Origin of the sequence: Neobacillus canaveralius (assembly GCF_047237705.1) — a bacterium.
Classification (GTDB): Bacteria; Bacillota; Bacilli; order Bacillales; family Cytobacillaceae; genus Neobacillus; species Neobacillus niacini_K.
The window spans coordinates 2,895,078-2,921,232 of sequence record NZ_JBDFLL010000001.1 but is presented as its reverse complement, the minus strand read 5'-3'; the positions used below and the strand labels follow the sequence as shown (position 1 = coordinate 2,921,232).

The 26,155-nt window shown below is 36.4% G+C and carries 26 protein-coding genes; 14 read left to right on the top strand and 12 right to left on the bottom strand.

Translation table 11 applies throughout. The annotated features are described in order from the left end of the window. The first annotated feature begins 4 nt into the window (after positions 1-4). The 3 genes from ABC255_RS14685 to ABC255_RS14675 all read left to right on the top strand — a co-directional run bounded on the left by ABC255_RS14685 (position 5) and on the right by ABC255_RS14675 (position 3,517). Positions 5-400 carry a hypothetical protein gene (locus ABC255_RS14685; RefSeq protein ID WP_335534120.1) on the top strand — a complete coding sequence of 132 codons (396 nt, stop codon included), beginning with the start codon at positions 5-7 and terminating at the stop codon, positions 398-400. Between the two features lie 92 nt (positions 401-492). Continuing rightward, positions 493-1,815 carry an NAD(P)/FAD-dependent oxidoreductase gene (locus ABC255_RS14680; protein ID WP_412994546.1) on the top strand — a complete coding sequence of 441 codons (1,323 nt, stop codon included), beginning with the start codon at positions 493-495 and terminating at the stop codon, positions 1,813-1,815. 226 nt (positions 1,816-2,041) lie between these two features. Then, positions 2,042-3,517, top strand: coding sequence for an alanine/glycine:cation symporter family protein (locus ABC255_RS14675; protein WP_412994544.1), 1,476 nt, complete (start codon positions 2,042-2,044; stop codon positions 3,515-3,517). 79 nt (positions 3,518-3,596) lie between these two features. Here ABC255_RS14675 and ABC255_RS14670 read toward each other — a convergent pair whose 3' ends face one another. Continuing rightward, positions 3,597-4,514 carry a ketopantoate reductase family protein gene (locus ABC255_RS14670; protein WP_412994542.1) on the bottom strand — a complete coding sequence of 306 codons (918 nt, stop codon included), beginning with the start codon at positions 4,512-4,514 and terminating at the stop codon, positions 3,597-3,599. Between the two features lie 303 nt (positions 4,515-4,817). On the opposite strand from ABC255_RS14670, the gene ABC255_RS14665 reads away from it, so the two are divergent. Next, on the top strand, positions 4,818-5,633 hold the full coding sequence (locus ABC255_RS14665; RefSeq protein WP_412994540.1) for a S1C family serine protease: 816 nt from the start codon (positions 4,818-4,820) through the stop codon (positions 5,631-5,633). Positions 5,634-5,727: 94 nt separating this feature from the next. On the opposite strand, the gene ABC255_RS14660 is transcribed toward ABC255_RS14665, so the two are convergent. From ABC255_RS14660 to ABC255_RS14635, 6 genes are all read right to left on the bottom strand, one after another. Beyond that, the gene (locus ABC255_RS14660) at positions 5,728-6,837 is read right to left on the bottom strand and encodes a hypothetical protein (RefSeq protein WP_412994538.1); all 1,110 of its coding nucleotides are present in this window, start codon (positions 6,835-6,837) and stop codon (positions 5,728-5,730) included. A gap of 112 nt (positions 6,838-6,949) precedes the next feature. Further along, positions 6,950-8,296 (bottom strand): multi antimicrobial extrusion protein MatE, encoded by a 1,347-nt coding sequence (locus tag ABC255_RS14655; RefSeq protein ID WP_412994537.1) that lies wholly within the window; start codon positions 8,294-8,296, stop codon positions 6,950-6,952. Between the two features lie 166 nt (positions 8,297-8,462). Then, positions 8,463-10,019 carry a DUF4145 domain-containing protein gene (locus tag ABC255_RS14650; RefSeq protein ID WP_412994535.1) on the bottom strand — a complete coding sequence of 519 codons (1,557 nt, stop codon included), beginning with the start codon at positions 10,017-10,019 and terminating at the stop codon, positions 8,463-8,465. A gap of 128 nt (positions 10,020-10,147) precedes the next feature. Beyond that, positions 10,148-10,624 (bottom strand): aminodeoxychorismate lyase, encoded by a 477-nt coding sequence (locus ABC255_RS14645; protein WP_412994533.1) that lies wholly within the window; start codon positions 10,622-10,624, stop codon positions 10,148-10,150. Further along, complete coding sequence (locus tag ABC255_RS14640) at positions 10,614-10,994, bottom strand: hypothetical protein (protein WP_412994532.1); 381 nt, start codon at positions 10,992-10,994, stop codon at positions 10,614-10,616. The genes ABC255_RS14645 and ABC255_RS14640 overlap by 11 nt, the downstream gene beginning before the upstream one ends. A gap of 239 nt (positions 10,995-11,233) precedes the next feature. Beyond that, the gene (locus tag ABC255_RS14635) at positions 11,234-11,737 is read right to left on the bottom strand and encodes a DinB family protein (RefSeq protein ID WP_412994530.1); all 504 of its coding nucleotides are present in this window, start codon (positions 11,735-11,737) and stop codon (positions 11,234-11,236) included. A gap of 188 nt (positions 11,738-11,925) precedes the next feature. Between ABC255_RS14635 and ABC255_RS14630 the strand changes: the two genes are divergently transcribed. The 4 genes from ABC255_RS14630 to ABC255_RS14615 all read left to right on the top strand — a co-directional run bounded on the left by ABC255_RS14630 (position 11,926) and on the right by ABC255_RS14615 (position 14,218). Further along, entirely contained in the window at positions 11,926-13,077 is a 1,152-nt protein-coding gene (locus ABC255_RS14630; RefSeq protein ID WP_412998563.1) for an SLC13 family permease, read from the top strand. A gap of 196 nt (positions 13,078-13,273) precedes the next feature. Next, positions 13,274-13,510 (top strand): hypothetical protein, encoded by a 237-nt coding sequence (locus ABC255_RS14625; protein WP_412994528.1) that lies wholly within the window; start codon positions 13,274-13,276, stop codon positions 13,508-13,510. Between the two features lie 60 nt (positions 13,511-13,570). After that, positions 13,571-13,843 carry a hypothetical protein gene (locus tag ABC255_RS14620; RefSeq protein ID WP_335533313.1) on the top strand — a complete coding sequence of 91 codons (273 nt, stop codon included), beginning with the start codon at positions 13,571-13,573 and terminating at the stop codon, positions 13,841-13,843. 21 nt (positions 13,844-13,864) lie between these two features. Then, positions 13,865-14,218 (top strand): c-type cytochrome, encoded by a 354-nt coding sequence (locus ABC255_RS14615; protein ID WP_412994526.1) that lies wholly within the window; start codon positions 13,865-13,867, stop codon positions 14,216-14,218. Between the two features lie 112 nt (positions 14,219-14,330). Here ABC255_RS14615 and ABC255_RS14610 read toward each other — a convergent pair whose 3' ends face one another. Next, positions 14,331-15,452 carry a phosphatidylglycerol lysyltransferase domain-containing protein gene (locus ABC255_RS14610; protein ID WP_412994525.1) on the bottom strand — a complete coding sequence of 374 codons (1,122 nt, stop codon included), beginning with the start codon at positions 15,450-15,452 and terminating at the stop codon, positions 14,331-14,333. Positions 15,453-15,691: 239 nt separating this feature from the next. Between ABC255_RS14610 and ilvB the strand changes: the two genes are divergently transcribed. After that, positions 15,692-17,356 carry a biosynthetic-type acetolactate synthase large subunit gene (gene ilvB, locus ABC255_RS14605; protein WP_412994523.1) on the top strand — a complete coding sequence of 555 codons (1,665 nt, stop codon included), beginning with the start codon at positions 15,692-15,694 and terminating at the stop codon, positions 17,354-17,356. 145 nt (positions 17,357-17,501) lie between these two features. On the opposite strand, the gene ABC255_RS14600 is transcribed toward ilvB, so the two are convergent. Both ABC255_RS14600 and ABC255_RS14595 read right to left on the bottom strand, forming a co-directional pair. Then, positions 17,502-18,254, bottom strand: coding sequence for a GNAT family N-acetyltransferase (locus tag ABC255_RS14600; RefSeq protein WP_412994521.1), 753 nt, complete (start codon positions 18,252-18,254; stop codon positions 17,502-17,504). Between the two features lie 46 nt (positions 18,255-18,300). Continuing rightward, positions 18,301-18,798 carry a hypothetical protein gene (locus tag ABC255_RS14595; RefSeq protein WP_412994520.1) on the bottom strand — a complete coding sequence of 166 codons (498 nt, stop codon included), beginning with the start codon at positions 18,796-18,798 and terminating at the stop codon, positions 18,301-18,303. Positions 18,799-18,977: 179 nt separating this feature from the next. Here ABC255_RS14595 and ABC255_RS14590 point away from each other — a divergent pair, with 179 nt between their 5' ends. Continuing rightward, complete coding sequence (locus ABC255_RS14590) at positions 18,978-19,733, top strand: serine/threonine-protein kinase (protein ID WP_412994518.1); 756 nt, start codon at positions 18,978-18,980, stop codon at positions 19,731-19,733. Positions 19,734-19,782: 49 nt separating this feature from the next. Further along, positions 19,783-20,547 (top strand): glycosyltransferase, encoded by a 765-nt coding sequence (locus ABC255_RS14585; RefSeq protein WP_412994516.1) that lies wholly within the window; start codon positions 19,783-19,785, stop codon positions 20,545-20,547. Positions 20,548-20,609: 62 nt separating this feature from the next. Here ABC255_RS14585 and ABC255_RS14580 read toward each other — a convergent pair whose 3' ends face one another. Then, positions 20,610-22,103, bottom strand: coding sequence for a glycosyltransferase family 2 protein (locus ABC255_RS14580; protein WP_412994514.1), 1,494 nt, complete (start codon positions 22,101-22,103; stop codon positions 20,610-20,612). Positions 22,104-22,321: 218 nt separating this feature from the next. On the opposite strand from ABC255_RS14580, the gene wecB reads away from it, so the two are divergent. Further along, the gene (gene wecB, locus ABC255_RS14575) at positions 22,322-23,482 is read left to right on the top strand and encodes a non-hydrolyzing UDP-N-acetylglucosamine 2-epimerase (RefSeq protein WP_412994512.1); all 1,161 of its coding nucleotides are present in this window, start codon (positions 22,322-22,324) and stop codon (positions 23,480-23,482) included. Positions 23,483-23,521: 39 nt separating this feature from the next. Here wecB and ABC255_RS14570 read toward each other — a convergent pair whose 3' ends face one another. Further along, the gene (locus ABC255_RS14570) at positions 23,522-24,208 is read right to left on the bottom strand and encodes a glycosyltransferase family 2 protein (RefSeq protein ID WP_412998562.1); all 687 of its coding nucleotides are present in this window, start codon (positions 24,206-24,208) and stop codon (positions 23,522-23,524) included. 245 nt (positions 24,209-24,453) lie between these two features. On the opposite strand from ABC255_RS14570, the gene ABC255_RS14565 reads away from it, so the two are divergent. Both ABC255_RS14565 and ABC255_RS14560 read left to right on the top strand, forming a co-directional pair. After that, a complete protein-coding gene (locus ABC255_RS14565; protein ID WP_412994510.1) occupies positions 24,454-25,359 on the top strand; it encodes an NAD-dependent epimerase/dehydratase family protein in 906 nt (301 codons plus the stop codon). A gap of 41 nt (positions 25,360-25,400) precedes the next feature. Continuing rightward, positions 25,401-26,108: a glycosyltransferase family 2 protein gene (locus ABC255_RS14560; RefSeq protein ID WP_412994509.1), complete on the top strand. Its 708-nt coding sequence runs from the start codon at positions 25,401-25,403 to the stop codon at positions 26,106-26,108. Positions 26,109-26,155 lie beyond the last annotated feature (47 nt).

Here is a 26,155-nt window from a genome sequence, read left to right as displayed (position 1 = left end):
ATAAATGAAAAATGAAATTGATACGATTTATATTTTAGAAAATCCCGAAAAGAATCTGATTAAATTTGCAACTGGTTATCAGCTTAAATATGAAGATACCATAAAAGATGTTTTTGGTGTGGCATGCCTCAATGATTTAGAAATGATGATACAGTTTAACAAGCCTTTCCAAGATAGCGTTTGTACAAGTAAGAACATAACCATTAAGAGTCTTTCATTAAATCAAGTTATCCGTATTGCTTCCAAAAAGGAACTCCTTCAATTAAGGGAGCAATTGTTAGAGCAATTAGGAAATTTACCGATACCACGTCCTTTCGATTCGGTCATCCAGCTCCAAGAAGGAATTTTTCGCTGGGACGAACAAAATTCGTCATACATTTTAGATCAGCTTGGTGCTTAATTTATTGTTCTAAATCAGTAACCCGCCATAGGTATGGGTTACTTTTTCTATGAAAATCATTATCTTGGCAGGTGTTCCATCTCATGTCCTCAATGGAAAAAGCAATTATTATTGGTGGAGGTATTTCTGGTAAATTGGCGGCACGTGTGTTGTCGGATGTTTATAAAGAAGTAATCATCCTCGAACGTGACAGCGAATCAGAAGGGCCATCATCACGAAAGGGTGCCCCGCAAGGTGAACATTTACATGCCCTCCTTCATGCTGGTGAGTATGGTCTCGAGCAGTTATTTCCTGGTATAACAGAGGAATTTTATGATAGCGGGGCTGTAAAAATAAATTCAACCATTGATCTTTCATGGTTTCACCATGGAGCATGGAAGATTCGATACGATGGCGGTTACAGTACCACACTCCAAACGCGCCCACATTTAGAATGGCATATAGAAAAATATTTGAAAAAGATTCCTAACGTTGTATTTCATTACAATCAAGTGGTCCAGGATCTTTTATATAATGAAACAGAAAATCGTATTTTCGGTGTTCAACTAAAGGATACTTCATTAACAGCAGATATAGTGGTAGATGCCAGTGGTGTAAGCAGTCTTACATCAAGCTGGCTAACCAAACGTAATATTCAAGTTCCCGATGAGAAAGTGGATATCAACTTAAGTTATATTAGTAAACAATTTCAGCTAGTTGAAAATCATGACACAGACTGGAAGATTAAGATGGTATACCCTAATCCACCTCATGAGAAGATAGGCGGCACAATCTCAAGGGTTGAGGATAATCGTTTTATTGTCACCATCATGGGATATCATAATGCCATTAATGAAAAAGAAGTTTTACAAAGTGACATCGGCTTCCTTGAACTTACAAAGCAACTGCCAAGACTAGATATCTATGAAACAATAAAAAATGCAACTCCTTTGACTAAAACATCCCTGTATCGTATCCCTTCTATCGTTTGGAAACGATTTGATAAGGTTGGAAATTTTCCAAATGGGATTGTACTCATTGGAGATACGTTTTGTAGAATTGATCCCGTATTTGGACAAGGAATGAGTATAGCCATTCTAGAGGCCGTAGCATTGCAAATGCTGTTACAGACTCATAAAGGGGAACTACATAAACTTCCAAAAGCCTTTCATAGAATGGCCGCAAAAATCATTTCTCCTATTTGGAACATGGTCATTACAGAAGATTTCCGGTATCCGCAAACCACTGGGAAAAGGCCATTCGGTCTTTTTATACAGCAATGGTACGCAAGAAAAATCTTCCTTTTATCATCGCAAAATAATGAAGTCTACGACGCTTTTGTCAAAGTGATGAACCTGGTTCGACCGATTTCATCCTTGATGACACCGAGTATCATCAAAGCTATATTGATTCATACATTTTCAAAGAAACCATAAATATAGGTTCCATAGGTAAAGGACAAGCTGCATAAAGTTGAAGCTTGTCCTTTTTGGTATTACCTACTTTTTATATATTTATTACATTACCAAAGTCACAATATAAAGAATTTATTGAATATTTTATTGAAATATCATCCTATATTATTTTATACTTTTAATATCATCTTGTTATACAACATCTGAAAAATATAAAACCATTAATACATAACAAAGGAGGAATTCTATGTTTGAACAACTTGTTACTAACATTAACGGTTATTTATGGAGCCCACCACTCATCATCTTTATTTGTGCAGTTGGACTGTACTTTAGTGTACGGACAAGATTTCTACAGATTCGTCATGTAAAGGAAATGGTGCGTCTTTTATTTTCTGGTAAGAGCTCTAATGAGGGTGTCTCTTCCTTTCAAGCATTGGCAATGTCTTTATCAGGACGTATTGGAGTCGGGAATATTGCAGGAACGGCAACTGGAATTGCCTTCGGGGGTCCAGGAGCTGTATTTTGGATGTGGGTAATCACCTTTATCGGTGCAGCATCTGCATTTGTTGAGTCTACTCTAGCTCAAATATATAAAGAAAAGCAAGATGGAGAGTATCGAGGCGGTCCTGCCTTCTATATTGAAAAGGGGCTTGGGTGGAAATGGTTCGCCGTTATTTTTGCCGTGGCAACACTTCTCGCAATGGCTGTACTTATGCCAGGTATTCAGGCGAATTCTATTGCAGAGGGCGTTCGCAATGCGTTTGGAATCGACAGTACTATTACTGGTTTAGTAGTTGTTTTACTAATGGGTCTTATTATTTTTGGTGGCGTTAAGCGTATCGCAAGAGTTGCAGAATTTCTCGTCCCTTTTATGGCGGCTGGATATTTACTGATCGCGATAGCTATTATTGCTGTAAATTTCGATAGAATTCCTGAAGTATTTACACTGATTTTTAAAAGTGCGTTTGGCGCTGAGGAAATGTTCGGTGGTATTCTCGGATCAACCATTATGTGGGGTGTAAAACGTGGTCTATATGCGAATGAAGCAGGACAAGGAACAGGTGCTCACCCTGCTGCAGCCGCAGAGGTATCACACCCAGCAAAACAAGGACTAGTCCAAGCATTCTCCATTTATCTAGATGTGTTCTTAATCGTTACAGCAACTGCTTTTATGATTTTATTTACAAATTCGTACAATACCGTAAATGAAAAAACGGGGGAAGTCTTAGTTGAAAATCTAAAAGGGGTAGAAACTGGTCCCGCTTATACTCAAGCGGCTGTGGATACGATTCTTCCAGGATTCGGATCTGGATTTATTGCGATTGCTCTATTCTGCTTTGCCTTCACGACGATTTTTGCTTATTACTATATCGCAGAAACCAATCTTGCTTATCTAATTAAAGGCAATCAAAGAAAATTAGCTATGACCATATTAAAAATTGTTCTCTTAGGTTCCACTTTCTATGGATCAGTAAAGACGGCAGGGACAGCTTGGGCAATGGGTGATATCGGACTCGGAATCATGGTATGGCTGAACTTAATTGCTATTCTTTTATTATTCAAACCAGCGAATATTGCTCTGAAGGATTATGAAGCGCAGCTGAAGCAAGGCCTTGACCCTGAATTTAATTCTACAAAGTTAGGTATTAAGAATGCAGAATTCTGGGCTGACGGTTATCAAACAAATAAAAAAGAAGAAAAAAAACGTGCTGCAAATTAATAATTTTTACCGATAAACACAGTGCCAGGCACCATCCAATCATGAGGAAGGTGCCTGGCACTTTTCTAGCCTTCTTTTTTTAATAACCATTTTCAATCATTTTGATGGTATCATATAGTTTTCTGTTTACTGGGGTTGATACTTGATATTTTTCACCCATCTGCAATACTGCTCCCGCAAACAAGGCCACCTCGCTAAATCGCTGCGCTTCCAGATCCTGTGCCATGGAAGGTTTCCCTTCCGGGCTTAATGTAGCTAACACGCTTAACCAATATCTCAGGTCTGCCTCAGTTAAATTGACCCCTTCGTATTCGGATAAGGTCATTACCTCTCTCATCGCAGCAATCATCGTTTCCCTTGCTTCGCCTTCCCGTTGTATTTCACCGTAATCGCTTTTATAGACCGCAACAGTTTGATTAACTCCAACATTGAGCATGAATTTTCCCCATAGCCGCTTATTCATATTGGTGTCTACCTCGTAAGGGAAACCAATTTTATCAAAAAAAGCCGCTACGCTTTTAACCTTATCAGAAATGATCCCAGGATCGTGATCACCAAAGCAAAGCATTCCCATATGGTCATATGTAAGCTTATTCCCTACTTTTACCGCGTCCATCCCTTGTGCAACACTGTAAAGAATCTTATCCATTCCATATTCTTGGCCAATAATACCCTCACTGGTAATTCCATTTAATGCGGATAAAATGATCGTGTCCTTTCCTACATGATGGTGCACAGCTCGGATGGCCTCATGTAAGCCTTCGTATTTCACTGTAAAAATCAGTATATCTGCCGGTTCACATGGTTCTTCAGGCGTTACATAGTAGAAGTCACAAGGTTCACCATTACAATAGACATGTTCGCTTTTATATTTTTCGATACGGTCGCGGTCTGCAATTATCCTTACATCTTCCTTTGGCATTCGCTTGGTAAAATGGTTCCCAAATAAAATCCCTAATGCTCCTAATCCGATAATTGATACTTTTTTTATTTCCATCAGATAAGTCCTCTCACCTTTTTATTAGTGGCGCTTTTCTCCAATCTTGTTGCTTTTTAATAGTAAATTCGATTGATTGAGCATTATTTTCATTGAGAATAGCCTATATTAAGGAGAAAAGAGCCTGCAAACTTAGTTCTAAAACGCAAAACAACTTATTCCACGTTAAAATCAGCTTCAAGATTTTAACAACAATCTTTTAAACAGCCTTATTAAATTTTATCATGAAATTTTAGTTGATTAATAATGATTCGTTTTTCGATATAATAGAGATATAGAAAATTTTATAATGAGGGATAAAACGTGGATAACGAAAATACCGAACCAAAACTTTCAGATGACGAATTCGACTGGGAGGCATTTTTTAATCCTGAAGATAAACAGGAATGGGAAAAAGAGAAACTTCAAAAGAAAAAACAGAAGAAGTTTATGGTTAAGATCGTTAGTTCCCTGCTCGTACTGGCGCTTTTGATTAGCGGACTAGAGGTGTGGATTAACATTTTCAACCTCCCTGCGATTAACTTTGTTAAAGTGTCTAATCAATTATCCAAACAGCCTGAAGTAAAAGAATACAAAAAATCGGTTGTAACGATTGAATGGGATGGAGTAAAGGGAACAGGCTTTACGGTTTCTCCCGCAGGATTAATTGTTACCAATGAACATGTGGTCGAACATACAAATAGAGTAAATGTCCATTTCAAAAATGGTGAGTCATATGCTGGCAAGGTAATTGCGATGCACCCGGAAATAGATGTCGCGATTGTAGAAATCGACGCAGATAACCTCCCTTTTCTCCCACTTGCTATCGACAAGAATTGGGAAAGATGGGTTGGCGAGGAAATTATCTTTATCGGAAATCCGTTAGCTTTTACCCAAATTGCCAATCAAGGTACCATCATAGGAAAAGCTCAATTAACGAACTGGGATGTACCGGTGATGATGATTGAAGCCCCTATTTATAAAGGAAATAGCGGCAGCCCAGTACTGAATCAAAATGGTGATGTCGTTGGAGTGATATTTGCTACCTTACAAAACCCAGAAATTGAAACAAAAGAAATTATTGGGGCTGCAATCCCATCGTTTTATATCAACGAAATTTTAGAAACAGTAAAAGATTAAAGTATAAACGCCAATCGAAAAAATCAGGCCTCATGACATGTTCATGAAGCCCATAATTCGAAAATATCAAATAAGTCAGACCTCATGTAGTGCGTCATGATCCATTCTGTTTCTTTAAATAGTTTCTACGCACCATTTCATCGTATATATCTTTAAACAAGATATCGCTGTTTCTACCTTCTATGACCTCTTTCATATAAGAATCTTTTATTTTGAAAAAAGCTTCGAGGTTGAAAATATTCTTATATTTATCAATCGATCCGAGGACGTCCAGCGTTAATAAGGTTCTTTTACATTTAAGACATCTGCCGCAATTCTTGATTCTAACGAGACAAACATTTAAATATTTGTAGGAGAGTTCAAATTCCGAAACCATTTTTGTCTTTTGTACCCGGCTGAAATTACTTCCTGCCGAATAGAAGGTCACGTTTTCTGTTGATAACAAAGGCAGACTAATTGGATCATAGGAAGCTGAATCCTGATTAAATTTGGCAGTTAAGGTTTGATAGCCCGCAGAATAGTAATAGACATGAAACAACTTTTGAAATACTAACAGCGCCGATACGTTTCTTAACGTATGGGTTCTTACAAAACTCATCTTTAGGATATCGTGGATATTACTATCTACCACAATTAGGTCTTTCCCTAACTCTTTAGCGCATGCATTTGCCCATGCTGTTCTGTCTTGATATATTTTCTCTTGCCACCTACGGCTTCCCATCATTTGGTTAGATCCTGTATTAAAAAAGGTAAAATGAGTAATTTGATAATTTTCTGGAACAGCCCCACCTAAATGCTCATAAGCAGTACACAAAGAATCAATTCCACAAGATAAACCCGTACCAACTGCGCCCTCATTAGGTAAAGGTGTTGACTGAAGATTATCGCATAGCACTCGAATCTTTTTATATCGATAGATTTGAGCAATTAACGGAATTAAATGGTAATTTAATGCATAATACAATTTTTCCGAGACAGCACCTTTTACTAGAATATTTTGTCCTTTTCTAATTCCAAGCCAAAGCAGACCAACCAAGAAAGCATCGACTCGCTCCGTAGTCATATACGTTCCATATGTCTCATTTGTCTCATACCAAAGGATATTCTCAATTCCCCCATCATCAAATCTGGCTTGCAGGCGAACTTTCCCATTCATATTTACTTTTTCCGGTTGGTATATAGTAAGCAATGTCGTCACCGCCATAAATTATTTACCTACTATACTATGTAAAAAAAACTCAATGAATTGGACAAACCCACACATCAAAAAAATAAAAACCACCAACTGGCGGTTTCCTAATTCAATGGCATAAACATTACCGGTTTTTTCCCGCTTTCAACAGCCCTTTTATCTGAAACATAGCCACTTTACCTTCTTTACGTTCAATAGCTTGAACGAAGCTGCCTACGACAATTAATTCAGCTAATGATCCTAGCGACAGACCTATCGCGCCGATGGTACCATTCCATTGCGCAGCAAGATTCACGCCAATGATTAAAGCGATCAATGTAACGATAAAATTTGCTCCTTGAGAAAAAATCGTTATCTTCGTGCGTTTGTACACCATTAATAAACCGTTAAAGTAATCTACAAATGGAAATACAAGTGCCATTAACATCGTAACTCTGAACACTTGTATGCTAGCGTCCAACAACCTCCCGCTGACCCCAATTACATGTTCGAAAAACAATTCCCCCAGCGGAGTATACGATAAAATAGCTACCAAGATACACGGGACAAAACCAATCATAAGTAAGAATTTTTTCACAAGAGCATGATGTTCTCCATAAAAATTGATAACAATTTGATGGATATAAGAGAATAGACTTAAAATCAATTGAGTTACACTTAGGGCAATAGCGTAGCTTGCAATCGCGAGCTCAATATTTACCGTTTTACCTAAAGCAATATTGATGGCAGGACCAATCATAACCACAATCACAGAAGAGAACATCAGCGGACTATAAAATTTAAAGATACTTTTCTTTGATTCTATTTTAAGTTCATGCTTCTCAGGCATTTTGCGAACTAAAGACCTCGCTTCTATGAAGCTAATAATACACTCGATGATCATTCCGATTAAGAAAATCATCGCACCGGATACTCCTGTAATATGACCAGTGTGAATGAAGTATAAGGACAACAAATACATGGCGGCAAGCCTTATGACCATACCAATTGTTAACCATTTTGTTTGTCGATTATAAATAATCACACCCTGGGCTAAACAACGAAGTGCAGAAAATATCGTGACGACGATCAGTACTTGGTAGATAGCCTTAATATCATCCACCATATTAGCTTTCGCTCCAAAGATTTTTGAAAAAATAAAATCTCCTGCCGGTGTATAAGCCACAGCAAATGCAACCAACATTAAACTTCCGATAAGATAAAAGGAAAAATGGGACATTAACTTATACGATTCTTTATCCCGTACCAAGGAAGAACACGTCTGTCTGAGCAAATTGCCCAGTCGTTCGGTAATAACAAACAAACTCATCGCAATCGCATAACCTGCCAAAATAAATTCAGAATTATCCGCTCTAACTAACGTACTGTTAATAATAATATGAGAGATCGTAACAAGACTCGCAGATAATGCTAAAGGAATAAAGAAAATGAACAAGGATTTCATATTCAGATTTTCTTTGGTTTTTTTCATTCTCTCCAACACCTTCTAATTAGACTATCTTCCTAAAATTTATTTCGGCACACTAAATTTATTCCATTTTATTATAAATCTTATGGGTTTTCATGGATATAATTATTTTTACAAAAATGAAAATAACACCGACCTCTTTTGACGAATGTCGGTGTTAGATACGTTTTTAATCATTACTCGCTAATAATGGAATCTTAACTTCCACCCCTAAACGAGTAAGTAACTTAGCAAGGGTTTCAAGTCCAGATTTCGGATTGATTTTCGTTTCAAGGTAATAGGTAGTACCTGTTAGTTTCGACTTATACGTGTGCAATTGGGTAAAATTCCGTTTATCTTTATGAACGGGTTCAAGTGCCATCGCATAGCGTTTTCCTGTATCGGTGGAACCAAGAACCACTCCCTCTTTTATCTTTTCATGAAGAGGAAGATGATGATCCTCAATCCAATTTAAACCTTCTTTCCAAAGTGCCGGCACACTTTCACCACGAATAACCGTGTTGCCTTTTCCAAGCTTTACATTGATATACAAGGAATCCCATTTTTTATTACTTGTCTGAATGGACTCCTCCTCAACCTCTGGTACAACGGCGGAGGCTTTTTCATTTGTTTTCTTCTTCAACTGTTCAAACAACTTTTCTACTGTTCCAATTCCGACATTTTCATATTTTGCGAGAATCACAAGCTCCTTCGGCAGCTGTCCGACACTTTCAATTTGGTCTTCATTAAGTTGTCTTAATAAGCTTGGAATTCCAGAGAATTCATCCGAGGTAAGCGGGACTTTGGCAAGTTCCTCGGTGACAATGATATGGTCGGCCTTATAAAAGAAAAACAGTTCACCAGGTCGTTCATGCGAAAGCTTTCTTCTAACTTTTTCTTCTTCAATAAAAGTCTTTAATTCCTCAAATAGGATCTCATCATTTTTTTCACTGTACCGTTTTACATGCTTGTGAAGTCCTTCCAGATTCTTTGGCAGCTCACTCATGATCCTTGCTTGCTGCTCTGCGCCTAATCGAATCAGAAAGGTTTCAGATTTATCAAATCGTTGTGGCAGCAAGAATGCGTCACGGAGAAAATAAGGAACTTCCAGCTTTCTTCCATTGAGTGAAATGGTACGAATTGTCGTCACACCAGGAATACTCTCTTCCACTACAGGTACCTCTGCTTCCATCGTTTCAACGCTAACTGCCGCTTCTGCCAGTGCAGTCTCAGGAGAGAGCTTTTCCACGGAATGCGAAAGGAGTTCTTCAAATGACTTGAGTCTAATCTCCAGCTCAGACATATCATATCTTTTTTCCATTATCGGAGATGGATCCTGATAATCCGGAACCGTAATATCTACTGGTCCATATACTTCTACATACCATTTAACAATTTTGTATAACTCCTCCCAAGATAAAAGCGCCTCTGAATAGCGGAACATTCTTGAATTATGTGCCGCTTGATTTCCAATTTGCCTAACAAAATGGAGAGCATCTCGTATCTCAGGAATTAAATATCCTTTGTCGTTAAGCATATCTAGCTGATCTTTCAAATTAGTTCGAGGATCTTCTGGCAATTCCTCAGCCCGAATCACCTGCTGCAAAATATTCTCCACAAACACACGTGCGTGTGTCAGCATGGTTCTAGGGCTGGTAAAAATACTATTTTCCAATTCACGTGCAACTAACGCTAGTTCTTTAGAAAGCGGCTCAATAAATTGATAGAAGTATGATTGGTTTTCCATGTAAGCAAGCTCCTCTAAATATATAATATTCTTATTTTATCATATCGAAGCACTCTTGGAATATACTAGTAGATTCATCCAATAAGAAAAGCCGCCTCGATAAGAGAACGGCTTCTGATTTATTCGGTTTAATTTGTAAAAATAGTTCCAATGATTTCATCGTAGGACATTCCACTATTTACAGTAAAGGAACCAGGACGCAGAGCGTTTTGTAATCCTCTAGCTTCAATATCCTGTGTGAACACAAACGCATCAGGGATTAAACTTGCTTGAACGAGCACATTCGCAACATCGATACTCGTCATCCCATCTGCTACATTCACTACGACTTGAGTTACGGGTTTATCCTGCACTTTTGAATCAGCAGGCTTTGTTTCAATACCCTTTGCTGCTTCCAAAGTCTTTTCTAATTCATCTTTCGTTTGGACCACATAACCCGCAGATTCAAGCTCATCCTTCATCTGTGCAGCAGTTAGTTTAACATCTCCGGAAGATTTAGCTGACGCTTCTTCAGTGGTTGTATCATCAGTGAAGTATACAACACCACAAATCGTTGTGGCAATTAGGATTCCTGCTGCAAAGCTGCTCAATAAATTAATTCGCATTTGCCACAAGTCCCCCTTCATCCTTTATTTTCAGATAAGGTGTTAGCAACTGTTCAATTTCTATTGCTGGTACTTCTTTCATCTCAGCGATGCTCTCAATCGAGTAATTACGTCTATATAAGTCAATTACTTCGCGCATAAAAAGCTTCTGTTCTGCAGAAAGTTGAAGTCCAGCTTCTTTTGTTACTACTTCTATATCAAGCTCGATATCTCGGATTGAGTCTTGTATGCTATTGATTTCTTTCATCATGGATACATGTACTAAATCAATTTGCTTTTTTTCGGCTTTAGAGTCACGGTATGTCTTAACTATTGAAAATACAAGCAATAATGCGGAAAGAAGAAACAATCCGAATAATGTCCATTCCATCGAAATACTACCTCCTTCTTTTTAATAGAACAACACAGAAATCTATTATACATCCAAAACAAATAAATTTCGATTTTATTCTACAAAATACATCAAAAGTCTGAGAGATTTGTAAAAAAGCAGGTAATTCAATTTGCACCCTAATGGATTGTTTTTTGGTAAAGGAGTTACTATTCACCCAATTAAAAAAGCCGCTTCACAATCGCGAAAACGGCTTTAACCATACAAAGTTCTTCTCCCTATAGAGAGTTTGCTTCCATCCCCATTTGGCTCCATTCTTCTCGTGATGGTCCATAAACACCTGGGACCTTCAATCCAGCTTGGCGCATAAGAACGGTCATTTGTCCACGGTGATGAATGATATGCTTGTTAAGCATACTAAGCATAACAGCTCTTGGCAGGTCCATTCCGAATACATTTTTCGTTTCGCTTAGGGATTGGTCTGTCCACTGTTCACTTATAGCGGCACCGGTTTCTGCACTAACACTCCGGAACGTCTCTGCAATTTCCCTAGCTGAAGTTGGAAGGTCAGTTTCGTTTAACGAATTTTTCACTGTAACACCAAACTCCATTAGCATTCCAGGTGTACTCGCAACAATGTGCCAGGCGATTTCTCCTAACGTACGATCCTCCGGTGAAACTCTTTGTTGAAGCGACTCATCTGTTAAGGAATCCAAGACCTTTTGTGTAGAAGCTGCTTCTTGATTCCATTCATTGATAAAATGAGAAATGGCTGTATACATTGTATTTCCTCCAGTACGATTTGTTTTATTTGACTACAGTAGCATAATATACCATTTTTACTGATATTACAAAATTCCCCATACTAACATTTCCTGATTTGATGTTTTTATTCTCAAATCGTGATTACCATGATAGAATCTAAACGTTGTAAAATAAGTCTAGTAATATGGATTATCGGTGGTGTGTTGTGAAAGAGACTGTATTAATTCAAACTAAAAAAAGAATTAAGCTGGATTTAGGCTTTCTAAAAAAGGACATGGTTTTTACCATTTCACTGGTTTTAGCGGCGGGGAGTTGTTTATTTCAAACTCCTAAAATAGAGCACCTAAATTTCCCCGTATTAATTAGTTTATTTAACTTAATGCTTGCGATTAAGGCTTTCGAGGAACTAAGAGTTTTAGATAAAATTGCGATTTCAATCTTAAATAAATCCAATAATACTAAATCAGTTTCTGCGATTCTGATACTGTTATGTTTTTTCAGTTCCATGCTTGTTACCAATGATGTGGCATTATTAACGTTCGTCCCTTTAACCCTTGTGATTAGCAGAAAAACGAAAATGCCCATGATGGAAACAATTATCCTACAAACAATAGCGGCAAATATCGGAAGCAGTCTAACACCCATGGGAAATCCACAAAATTTATTTATTTATTCGTTTTATGAAATAACCGCTAAGCCTTTTTTCGGGACAGTGCTACTGATTGCTATTCTTGGTATCATTTCTTTATATTTCTTCATTCAAAGACTGGATAAAAAAGAATTGAAGGTAGAGATTCCTCCGGTACAGATTAACGATTCAAAGAGTACAACGGTTTGGTGTATAGTTCTAGTTGTCATCATTGCTTCCATTTTTGATGTCATTCATTACCAAATTGCATTTATCATCACCTTAATGACAGTGGCAATTTTGAATCGTAAACTAATGTTTAAAATTGATTATTTCCTGCTTTTAACCTTTATTTGTTTTTTTATTTTTGTTGGAAATATCTCGAATACAAACGCTGTGCATACCATTGCCACAGCTAATCTGAAAGATGCTGATTCGATTTTTTTCAACTCAATTCTAATAAGCCAATTGATTAGTAATGTGCCTGCTTCCATCCTTCTTGCTGAGTTCACTTCAAATTGGAGGCCCCTGTTATTGGGTGTAAATATAGGGGGACTTGGGACAATTATTGCCTCAATGGCAAGTGTCATTTCTTATAAGTTATATATTCAATCCTATCCCAACCATGGTAAAAAATATTTACTAAAGTTTAGCTTGTACAACTTTTCGTTTTTAGCATTTTTAACTTTTATTCCATATGTAATTTTAAAAATCCTTCATATATTTTAATCCTTTTTCAACCCGCTATCGATAAAAATAGTGGGTTTTTCGTTTCTGATTCATTCATCTTTATTTTTATAAAGCTGTCGGTCTCGCATGTGGTCTATTCCTTTGTAAAAATTTACACATTAGCAATTTGGACTAAAAAATTTACGAACGCGCATAGTAAAAATATTACCAATAAAATGATACGAGGAGTAATAGGATGAAAAACAAATGGATGATCACCATTTTGACTATTTTTCTTTCAATAGGATTGTTAACAGCATGTAATGCTGAGAAAAGAGATGCGTTAAATGAGGATGACAATGTAAATTTCCGTCCTGTACGATATGAACGGAAAACTAACGAAAATGAGAGCAATAATGATTATAAAAACCGAGAAAACAGCCGATTCCCTCATAATGAAAACCCTCATCGTACAAAGGATGAATTGGAATAAGACAATGATCATTTAAAATAAACCGATAAATATAAATATGGCTATGGCAGGAGGAAAAAAATGACCAGTCATATCAAATCAGAATTATCATTATTAAGTGAGCTCTTCTTATCAATTTTGTTAACAGCATGTATAGCCATCTATTTATACAAAACATTTGAGACTTTTCCCTGGCTGCCCTTTATTGGGATTCCTATAGGGTTAGCAATCATGGTTGCTTGTTGGGAGAGGAAAAAACACAGTTGGAGTGTGTTTATTACAGGCTTAATAATTAGCAGCATTGTTTGGTCAATTGTATTCAATTGGTCCTATCTCCTAAGAATATTTCATTAAAAAACTCGTGGAGGATTTCATATGAAAAAAATATGGGCTACTACTGGAATCAATATCATTTTAGCAGGATTTCTTGTATTTTTGCTCTTTAATTACGAAGGAACTCCACATGCAGACAAAGCTGTTGAGAAAACTGCAGGGGGCGAAACAGACACTTCAGCAAAAGCAGAAGAAATTGCAAGTACCTCTTGTATAACATGTCATGGAGAAAATCTAAAAGGTGGAGCAGGTCCTGCTTTAAATAAAATTGGTTCAAAGTATGCCCAAAGTGATATCGAAAATATTATTAAAAATGGAAAAGGAGCGATGCCCGCAGGGGTCATTTCTCCAGAAGAAGCAAAAATCGTTGCAGCATGGTTAGCACAGAAAAAGTAATTATCATTTTTTTCACTCCCCGCTTAACCAACTGTCCACCCTAGGCGGACAAAATGGAGTGTTTTGTCCACGAGTGGTGACAGGCACCAAAAAAGGCACCGAATGGCGCCTTTTATCCTGTTTTTTTCATTAGGTATTTGATTTTGTCTACTACGCTTTTTGGATGTGGTGTGCTGTTGATAAGCAGCAGCAGTTGAATGATGACGACAGGCAGAAAGGTTTCTCTGTAGGCAAGGTACTTAGGTTCCCATCCGCTGGCGAATTTGCTTTTGAATTCTTTAAGTCCTTTGAAGTTATACATTGAATTTCCATGCAGGTAGGCTAATCTAATGAACTTTTCACTTTGAAAGGAGAATTTGCAATCCCCTACATTTGAAAGTGGAGCCATACCCAAACTACAATTCAGGTACCCGTTTTCTTTCGCCCACTTAAAGATCTGAATAAATAAAACATCCATTGTTCCATGTGGACTATTTGGGAATTTTCTCATTAAGTCGATGGTGATTGATTTTTTGTGATCAGTTGCAAGTGTCGCAAAAGCCAGAACTTTCCCTTCCGGATCGTACAATAGAGCAACCGGAAAACAAGAAACATATTCCTCACTAAAGGAAACGACGGAGAATCCCTTTTCCTTCTGGTTACCAAGCCACGAATCTGATATTTCCTTTAACTCAGAAAGGATTGCTTTTGAATACGGCGGCATGATTACGCTAAACGTATAAGAATTACGGGTAAATTTATTAACCCTCGTTCGTAATTTAGCTCCCTGCTTGCCCTCAATCGAAAAGTTATGAAGATTTACAACTCCTTCTTCCCCTAACTTTAAGAATCGATAGCCTGTATCATGATACAAATGCATGAATCGCGGGCTGATTTGGTAGAATATTGGCTTAAGACCTTTACTTACTCCGTATTCTTGAAATTCTTTAATAGACTTAGGAACCAATGCCTCTGGACCTATCGGGTCTCCTAATACGACTATTTTATTACCTATCCTCTTATAAACAATTAGTACTTGTTCTTCCACTGCCCAATATACATCCTTATCCTGTAACAAAATAAGATGGGATAAATGATTGCCGCCAGTTTCTTCTAAGAAAGCTATGACTCGGTCTAGTTGAGAGTCTATATTACTGGTAGTTAAGCTATTTTTAGTTTTTAATTTATTTATTTTATAAAAAGTTACAAAAGCAAAAATCAGGATTAAAAAATACCATAATGTGGTATCAAACATGCAGGCACTACCCCCTAGTAAAGTTCACCTTAATAAAGATACCATATTTATAGTTTTATATGTACATTGATTTTTTTCCAATTTTAGAACAATAGAAAACTTTTTAACTAAATAATAAATTTTGCCAGTCAATTTTAATCTTGGATTACTCAAAAAACTTTGAAACCATGATTTATTTCACATACAAGTTAATCTCGATAATTTAGAATATTCTTTAAAAACAGAAATCAGGTGAAGGAATGTCATTAGTAAAAGAAGACTTAGATGTAGAAGTATTATTAAACTCATTTAGCTCACTTGGGGTCGACTGTTTCTTTGGCAGTGATGCACAAGAATTTATGGTATCGAAAGACTCCAATGTCCGTTATTATCAGATGGTGCATGAGCAGGCAGCTGTTCATGCGGCCGATGGATACGCACGTGCAACAGGCAGACCTGGAGTGGTCCTGCTTACATCTGCTTCTGGAATTACCAACGGTGTAACAGGAATTGCAACCGCCTTTAGTGATTCCGTACCGTTAGTCATTATAGCGGGTCACCTTGAACAGCATGATCCGTTGAAAAAAGAAGCGCTTCAAGAAATAGTTATTTCAGGACTCACAATGGCGATCACTAAGCATGCCTTTAAAATTAAGGCAATTAATGGTCTTAAAGATGTTATTAAAAAGGCAATAACAATAGCGGCTTCTGGCAGACCAGGTCCTGTATTAATTGAACTCACCACAGATACTACGATAAAGGATGTTCCAATTCAGCGTCAGAGTCCAACAAAAGTGAACAAGACCATTCTAGAAAAATCAATTAATGCCGCAAGAGATTTAATTGAAAATGCAAGAAAACCTGTACTTTTTGTAGGTGGCGGTGTCATTGCTTCGGGGGCAGCTGATGATTTAAGAGAGTTTGTACAGCGGTCTCGAATTCCTGTCGTGAGCTCCCTTTTGGGAATTGGCTCTGTGGAAACGGGAAACCCGTTTTACTTAGGGATGTTAGGGATGCACGGAACGTTTGCCGCCAATAAAGCCGTACACCATGCTGACCTATTAATTTGTATCGGAGTTCGTTTCAGTGACCGTGTGACGGGAAGAATTAGCGGTTTTTCACCAAAGTCAAAGAAGATTCATGTCGATATCGATCCGGCTGAAATCAATAAAATCATTTCTGTAGATTTACCCGTTGTCAGTGACGCCAAACAATTTATTCAAAAAATAAAAAATAATTTAGATTATCAACAAATTAATAGAAATGCTGAAATTTGGACTAACGAAGTGGTGGAATGGAAACGCACAGTCCCCCGATTTGATAAGTCCAACAGTCTACTTAAACCTCAGAGTGTAATCCGGCTTATGAGTGACTATTCCAATCAGGATACCATAGTGGTTACGGATGTGGGTCAGCATCAAATATGGACCGCTCATCATTATGCATTTACGAAACCTAGGACCCTCATTACATCCGGCGGTCTAGGAACGATGGGCTACGGGTTACCTGCTGCGATTGGAGCAGCTGCCGCTCATCCTGGAAAATCCGTTATTTGTGTCTCTGGTGATGGCAGCTTTCAAATGAATATACAGGAATTGATCACGATAGTGAAGTACCAACTTTCAATCAAAATTGCCATTTTAAATAATGGCTATCTAGGCATGGTACGTCAATGGCAAGAATTGTTTTATCAGGGTAGGTATTCAGCGGTAAAAATGATTTCACCAGAATTCGCACAACTCGCTCAAGCCTATGGTATAAAAGGTTTTAAAGCCCAAACCGAGGAAGAAGCACGACAGATGATTCCTGAGGCATTTCAGCGTACTGGACCTGTTCTTTTAGAGTTTAATGTATTAGAGGAAGAAAACGTCTATCCAATGGTACCTCCAAACCAAAACAACCATCAAACCATACTATCCCGCTAATCAAAGAAACGCCAAACCCTTTTAAATATAAAGGTTTGGCGTTTTTCATATTATATAATATTCATATATATTCCAACTGTCCACCTCAGGCGGACAGTGTCCATGGACGGTGACAGGCACCATAGGTTAGCATTTTTAATCTATTTTACACTTCCACTTTTTGGGTGTAATATTGATAGCCTAGGTATTGATAGTTTTGTCTCTTGTACATTTCTTTTGGAGTGTCCTGACCATCTGCAACTAAAATAACTGTCTTATCATGAAAGGTATCCATCACATATTTTTGGATTCTGCTGCCGATTCCTTTCTTTTGAAAGGCCTCATCCACACCTAAATTATCAATTTCAGCTGTATCCTCTGAAATAATGACGTCCACTGCCCCCGCTGGCATTCCTTTATAAATAGCAAGCAGCTGCATGAAATTCGGGTCCTCAAAAATCTTCTTATTTAACTCAACCTTTTGATTGGCGAAATTACTGCCAAACATGATATCTTGCTGATACTGTAAAGCAAGAAAAGTCTTCAAATTCTTTTCTGTAACAATTTGAACCTCAATGTCAGGGTGATCCTTTACCTTTGGAAATTGATTCGGCTCAATTGCATATAATTCTAGAAAACCAATATCATAATGTTCCTTATTTAAGTAATTTACTAACTCAACTGGGATAGTTTTATTGACAGGAAATTTAAATTTTACATGCTTCTGACCATTTTTTCGATGGAAATCTCGTAAAAAACGTTCTGCCTCTATTATTTCATCTAGTGTAGGAAAGGTTTTAAACTCGATATAATTACTATCGTAGCGCGATAACATTTCCGGAAAGTGATAGTGTTGGTATAGATCATTTTCTGTCAGTAAATGAGTATGCTTATGAATATTTTCAAATGTAATTTGCATGAATACGTTCCCCTTTTTCCTAGATAAACTAATGAGTTTACTTTTTTCATTCCTGCCTTTTCCAATATTCAGAAATATACTCTTTTATCATTTCGTTTAAATCAGCTTTTTTTTGCTTTTTTAACCATTCGACCTGATCGATGGGCAAATTTAATTTTAGGCTAATGTTCTCATTCGGCATTTCGACTTTTCTTATCTCTTCTAATGTAATTCCCTCTTCTACATTGGGAAACGATGAACTATTTTCATTTACCCTTTCAAGCTCTTCGTAGTCATCAATGGATTCGAGGTCACAGAATAAATTAAGCTGCGGCAATCCTCCTGACAAGCTTTTTAAGTGCATAATGGAATCAATCAGCCTGCCACTTTCTAATTCTATCTCTATAATTAAATTTTGCTCTTTCTTATATTTTCTCTCCGTCACTTCACTAACGACCAAATCCAATTCAAGTGTATATCCCGAAGTAGATTCAAAAATATAAATCTCGCTATTAAAAATATGTATAGTCTCACCATCAATTTTAACCAACTTCACTGCAGCCATTAAACCATTCCCCCAAAAAGCAATAACAATAATAATTTCATTTTATACCAAAACAGAAGGCTTCTTCAAAAAATTTTCAACATATTTATTGTTTTAATTATTACATATGAGTAAACCATTATTCGTTCATAACATAAAATGGTAAGAGTGATTTTTTGAAGGAGCGAGGATTAATTTTAATGCAGGAATTAAAAAACGGAAGATATAAATATTTACCTGAGCATATAGGCGAGGGTCGAACCAGCCAGGTGTTTAAAGGAATCGATACAGCTTCTAATCGTGAAGTTGCCATTAAGCGCATGAGTAATAGTGAAGATGCGCATAAAGAATCTGATATCATGAAAAAAATCCCCAAACATCCCTTTCTCTGTGAATATATAGACTTTTTTGAAGATCAGCTCTACGTCTATATTGTAATGGGCTATATAAACGGCGAACGACTTGGTTACTATAAATATGGCAAAATTTATCCCCCTAACAAAGCACTAGAAATAACACTAAACATTCTAGAAGGGATAGAACCTTTTCATAATGCTGGGCTGCTGCACTGTGATATTTCACCGCACAATATACTCCTCTCTAAAGATCAACAATCTATTCAAATTATCGACTTTGGATGTACAGTTCACAAAGACAAGAATGGACAATTTAATGGCAAGCCTATGATAGGTACACTAGGTTTTTACCCGCCCGAGCAGAAAAGGAAAGGTTTATTGCCACTGACCGATAGTACCGATCTTTATAGTATTGCTTGTATCCTTTTATATTTATTAAATGGCAAAGCCCCCTTCTTTCTCGAAAAGGCTTGTAATCAAGTGAATGATGCTTCACTACAAAGTGTACTAAGAAAGGCTACAAGCTATAAAAAAAACGACCGCTATCAATCAGCAAATGAATTAAAAATGGCTATTTCCGCTCTCAAAAAAAGCTTGTAATCAAGTACAAGAGCTCGTATTACAGAGTGAATTAAGAAAGGAGTAAATCATGCAAAACAGGTCAATTGGCATTATGATCACAACCGTTAAAGTTAGGAAACAAGTATTGCTTGAGAATTTAGATCGCCTAGTTAAGTTTATCCCGCAACCCTTCGCGATTTATATTTATAATGATGCAGGACCACAGCTTTATGATGAGATTAAGAACGTCATACCTGAGTCGAAAAGTAATGAAATCATTCTTCATTGCTTCAATGACCTTGCAGAAATTGACAAGAATCCGGTTGGGTGTGGAGGGGGTCGGCATTTTTTATTTGAACAAATGAAAGAAAAATTTGATATTATTATTTCTCTCGATGATGATATGCTCATTCATGAAGGATGGTTTGAAGCCATCATAAAGGGCATTGAGGATCACCCTAAGCACTCAATCTATACGGGAGTTGTAACAGATTCACGCGGAAGAGTTCAAATTGCAGGATCCAGGATGAATTTTAGAGGTAATACCTTGAAAAGGAGAGCAAATCAAACTATCTCGGGAATGTACAGCGTGACTGACTGGGGTCCATTAGGTTGTTTAGTCCTTTGCCGCGATGCATTAAAGAAAGAAGTAATCATACCAAAATTGTTTGTTCGAGAAGACTCAGCCTTTTTTCTGATCTGCAAAAGTTTGGGCATTAATGAAACCATCGTATGCAAAAACGCTGTTGCGATTCATAAAGCAAATGCAGTTCCCAGCTCAAATCTTCGTCAGCCTGAGAAACTGCAGGAAGCTAAGGAATACTATAAAAAGCACTATGGGCTGGATATGTGATAAATGCAAAACACCTCCTTTTAGAAATCTAAAAGAGGTGTTTTTTTGCGGTGACCTTATATTTATCTATTATTATTTTTAGAAAGATTCACTTTTTCAATAAGACCATTTTTTTCAATAAATTCCGGTTTGTAAATATCCCCCCATTCTTTAAGCACTTCCTCTATCATTTCTTTTATTTGTTGCTCATTTTCTTTTTGTTGTAATAAAGTAATGTTATTCTTATGACGGCGCTGATTATAAAACGTTTTGTCTATCCAATAAAATTTATAGTGGTCTGCCAGCTTTAACATAATCTTAAAATCCTCAGCTTTACTTATTGGCCATCCACCAATGTGATTGAGTGCACTTTTTCGATACAAACGAGGGCAGTGTGTTTTCATTTCTGTTAATACTTCATATTTATTTTTATAATTCATCCCTTTGTATACAGGACCTGGTACAGCACTGTATCTCCTTTGAATCCATTTCTTTCTATTCCCATAGCATAGACCCACATCGTCCGGTTGTTTGGACATTTCTTCTACCATGGTCTGAAGCGTATCGTGTTCTAACCAATCATCACCATCAAGTTCCAAAATATATTCCCCTAATGCAAATGCTAATCCTATGTTTAATGCTCTTGCCTTCCCGCCATTTTCAATTTTAAGTGGGATGATTCTTGAATCGTTATATTTAAAAATCTCTTCCCAAGGATTATCTGTAGAACCATCATCAATTAATATTAATTGAAAATCTTTAAACGTTTGATTTAATACACTTCCGATTGCTTGTCTAATAAATTTTCTCTCATTATAAAAGCTAATCATTACAGTAACTTTAGGAGTATCCCCTTGCTTTAAGCGATGATAATTACTTGCCGCTGTACTTTTTATCTTTATGTCTTCTCGTGGTGTGATTGTTGTATACGAATGTTCCCCATTTAATCTGTATTCCATCAAAAAATGAGGGATAAATTTAATTTCACCAATTCTTAGAAGTCGAATCCAAAACTCGTAATCTTCAACCTTTTCGAACATGGAATCGTATCCTCCAGCTTTAACAAAAGCAGATTGTTTAAATAAAAAAGATGCTCCAATAAAGTTTTGTTGAAGTATTTCTTCTTTATTCTGTGACATAAAATTTACCATTTTATTTCGACGAATTTCATCATTATCCCTATTTATTCCATTTTGATCAATAAGATTAAAAAGTGAATAAACTAAAACTGTCTCCTTAGATGCATTTACCAATTGTTCGTAAAGTGTTTGTAAAAAATCAGGATAATGTCGATTATCACTTGAAACCCAAGTTAAAAATCTACAGTCATTTAAATGTGAGAATCCTTGATTTAAAGAATACGCAATCCCTTTATTCTCATTTCGCAAAATAATTTCATAAGGAATGGTTAACATTTTAGTTGCTTCATATACAGCTTGAACGGTTTCCTGATTAGCACCATCAATAACAATGACTATTTGAAAATCACGAAAATTTTGGGATTCTAATGATTGAATACATTCATCAATATAGTGTGGCTTCTGATTGTAAACTGGAAGAACTACTCCAATCTCCATTTTTATCCTCCTTGAAAACGATTGATACATTATATAACTCTCTTAAAATCATTTAGACAATTTCCAACAAACAATTTAACTATCATATTATTGTATGAGCTTATCCAAATTATGTTTGTATAAAGCTTTTATTTCATTAAAATAATTTTATTGTTTTGATACACGACCAATCACTTACCATCATATTATTCAAATAAGTCGAAAAAAGGATGTGAAAAATGGATAAAGACAAAATTAAAGTCCTAACTATTTTTGGGACGAGGCCAGAAGCAATTAAAATGGCTCCGGTAATACATGAATTAAACCGATATAAAGACAAAATAGAATCCATTGTGGCAGTAACAGCACAACATCGGGAAATGCTTGATCAAGTTCTTAGGGTATTTGATATAAAACCTAATTATGATTTAAATATTATGACAGACCGCCAATCACTCTCCAGCATTACTACTCGAGTTCTTAATGGTATCGATGAAATCATTAAAATAGAAAAACCCAACCTCGTATTAGTCCATGGGGATACAACAACAACTTTTGCAGCAAGTCTTGCGGCTTTTTACAATCAAGTATTAATTGGACATGTCGAGGCTGGCCTTCGCACTTATAATAAACATTCTCCTTATCCTGAAGAAATAAACCGACAATTAACAGGTAATTTGGCAGACCTGCACTTTGCCCCAACATTGCAAGCTGAAAACAACTTACTACGTGAAAATAAAAGCAGAGAATCTATTTTTGTGACAGGTAATACAGCTATTGACGCACTTAAGTTAACGGTTACAACATCTTATTCTCATGAAATATTTGAGAAAATAGGAAACGATCGTCTTATTTTAGTAACAGCCCATAGACGGGAAAATTTAGGCCAACCTATGCGTAATATTTTTCGTGCAATAAAAAGATTGGTTAATAAACATAAGGATATTCAAGTAGTCTTTCCAGTTCATTTAAATCCCTTAGTACAGGAAGATGCAAAAAATATTTTAGGCGGCCATACACGAATCCATTTGACTCAACCTTTAGGGGTCATAGACTTTCAAAATTTCGCAGCCCGATCGTATTTAATATTAACCGATAGCGGCGGCATCCAAGAAGAGGCTCCTTCGTTAGGTGTTCCAGTATTAGTCCTTCGAGATACAACAGAAAGACCCGAGGGAGTTAAAGCCGGAACACTAAAGTTAGCAGGAACTAACGAAACAGCTATCTTTTCAATGGCTCATGAACTTTTAACAGATACACAGGTTTATCAAAAAATGGCTCAAGCTTCAAATCCATTTGGAGATGGTGAAGCCTCAAGACGGATTGTTGAGACGATCCTTTATAAGTTTGGTAAACGTAATAACCCAACCGATTTATTTAAATGCCCACCTGTTGATTGACCCCCATAAAAATGCAGAGATTCCTTAATCTCTGCATTTTTATATTTCATCTGATTTTCTAATAACCGTACTTTTAAAGTTATCTGTATATGCAACAATTTCTCCATGTTCAATAAGTCTTTTATCACTAACTTTCCAGGTATGTTCATTTACATCATTTTCTCTTATCGCTGCAAAATTATACTTGCTAGTTGAATAGATTCTATAACCATGTTTAATGCATTTCTTTTGAAATTCAGTATCTTCTCCCAATGTCAAGTTGGGAAACTTAATTTTATCTATTATTGACTTTTCAAAAACCAAGGTTGCTCCACTAACATGCTTGACATATTTGTTACTAAGCCCGCGGCCTCGCAATAATAGCGCATTCATACTTTTCAAAAAAACAAAAAATTCTTCTTTACCAACGATATTAGCATTTGTTTTTTTAAATACATTCATTGCCTCAGTTAAATACTCTGGACCATAATAATCGTCATCATCAAACTTGGCGATGAAATCAAATTTTGCTTTTCCTATACCATAATTTAAACATTCGCCTAGTGAATAATCTTGGGGAAGCTGATAAATAGTAATTCCCTTAACGCCTCCAATTTTTCCCTTTATAAAGTTAATATCCATCTCATCTTTATTTAAAATAATGATAAGTTCCTTATCTTGAAATAATTGATTCGTATAGTTTTCAATGATATTACTAATTAAATGTTTTCTCACTGTACAAGTAATGATTGAAATTATTTTAAATCCCCCATCCTTATATATTTCTTTATAATATGTAAAATTTCAGGACAGGTTCCATTTCACAATATGCCTTTATCCTTAGAGGCTTCCAATAATGCTGGACATCGTAAATTATTCGTTTGTTATGACATGCACACAAACCAAAATGATGAGTTTTAATATAATAATATTGCATTCTTAAAAAAACCACCGATACAAACAATAATTACTGAATAGGCAGTGAATAAATTATGAAGGTATTAGTTACAGGGGGAGCCGGTTTTATTGGTCTTCATTTTGTTGAAAAATTATTAAATGAAAAAATGGATGTTGTTATTGTAGATAATTTATCAAGCGGTATCAAAGAACGAATCCCAAAATCTGCAACATTTTACGAGGCAGACATTGAAGATTTATTAATTGAAAACATATTTGCTACGGAGAAGCCTGATTACGTCGTTCATCTTGCAGCACAGGTATCCGTACCAGTCTCTATGAAAAACCCTTTAGCTGATTGTCTAGCAAATATTGCTGGAACCGTTAATCTCCTTCAAAATTGCGTGAAATATAATGTTAAAAAGTTTATTTTTGCATCATCAGCCGCGGTATATGGTGAACCAGCATATCTCCCAATTGATGAAGATCATCCACAACACCCCATCTCATTTTATTCCCTTTCGAAACAGACTTCAGAACAATATATCAAGTTATATGCTAAACATTTTGGTTTGAACCACAGTATTTTAAGATTTGCCAATGTATATGGACCGGGGCAAAACTCCCATGGTGAAGCAGGTGTAATTTCAATATTCTTAAATTCTATTTTTGAACAGATCCCTCCCATAATTTATGGTGGTGAGCAGACAAGAGATTTTGTCTATGTAAAGGATGTAGCAGATGGGATATATTGCGCACTCTATAATGGAAGTAATCACACATTTAATATCAGTATCAATACGGAAACGAAAATTAATGAATTATTAACTTTAATGTTGACCAAGGTTAACACTAATTTGACTCCAGTCATTAAACCACAGCGAATAGGTGATATTGCTCAAAGCAGATTGGATAATACTAAAGCCTTAACGGAACTACACTGGGTCCCTAGGTATTCACTGGAAAGAGGATTACAAGAAACCATTGATATATATCAATAAGAACTCATAGAAGCAAGACAGAAAAAATGGAGATGGTCGAATTGATTAATAGAGAAAAGAATTTGGTCAGTATCATAATCACTAGTTATAACAGGGAGAAATATATAAAAGAGTGTTTAGAAAGTATATTGGCACAAACTTATCAGGATATAGAAATTATTTTAGTAGACGATTGTTCCACCGATAGAACATTAGAGATTTTTTATGAGTTTCAAAGGGAAGCTGTAGAAAAAAGACCAGAAATGAAAGATCGAATTATCGCGGTATCACTGCCGAGGAATGTTGGATATGCAGGTCCCTTAACATTGGGGATGTTCCTCAGTAAGGGTGAATTTATCGCTATTCAGGATTCAGATGACCTTTCACATTCAAAGAGGATTGAGAAACAGGTCAGCTATTTAAACGCTAACCCGCAATATGAGCTTGTAGGAACTCTATTTTCCTCATTCTACAATTACAAAAACGGAAAATTTTTCGGCATACGTCGTCCTGTAAGCTGGATTAAATTCGATGAAGAAATTTATAAAGTTTATCAAAGTGGAGGACATTGCATCTGCCACGGGACAACCCTTTTCCGGGGATCAGTTTTTGACCAGCATGGCGGCTTTACTAGAAAATTAGGTAAGGAAGCAGATTTTGAATTTCTTCAAAAATGTATTAATAATGGTGTTAAGGCGAACAACCTCCCAGAAGTACTTTATTACTACAGGAGACATCCTGAACAAATGTCAAAACAAAAAGGTGATTGAGGCAAAAGAAGTGAAAATATCTCGAATGAAACCAAGAAATAATCGAG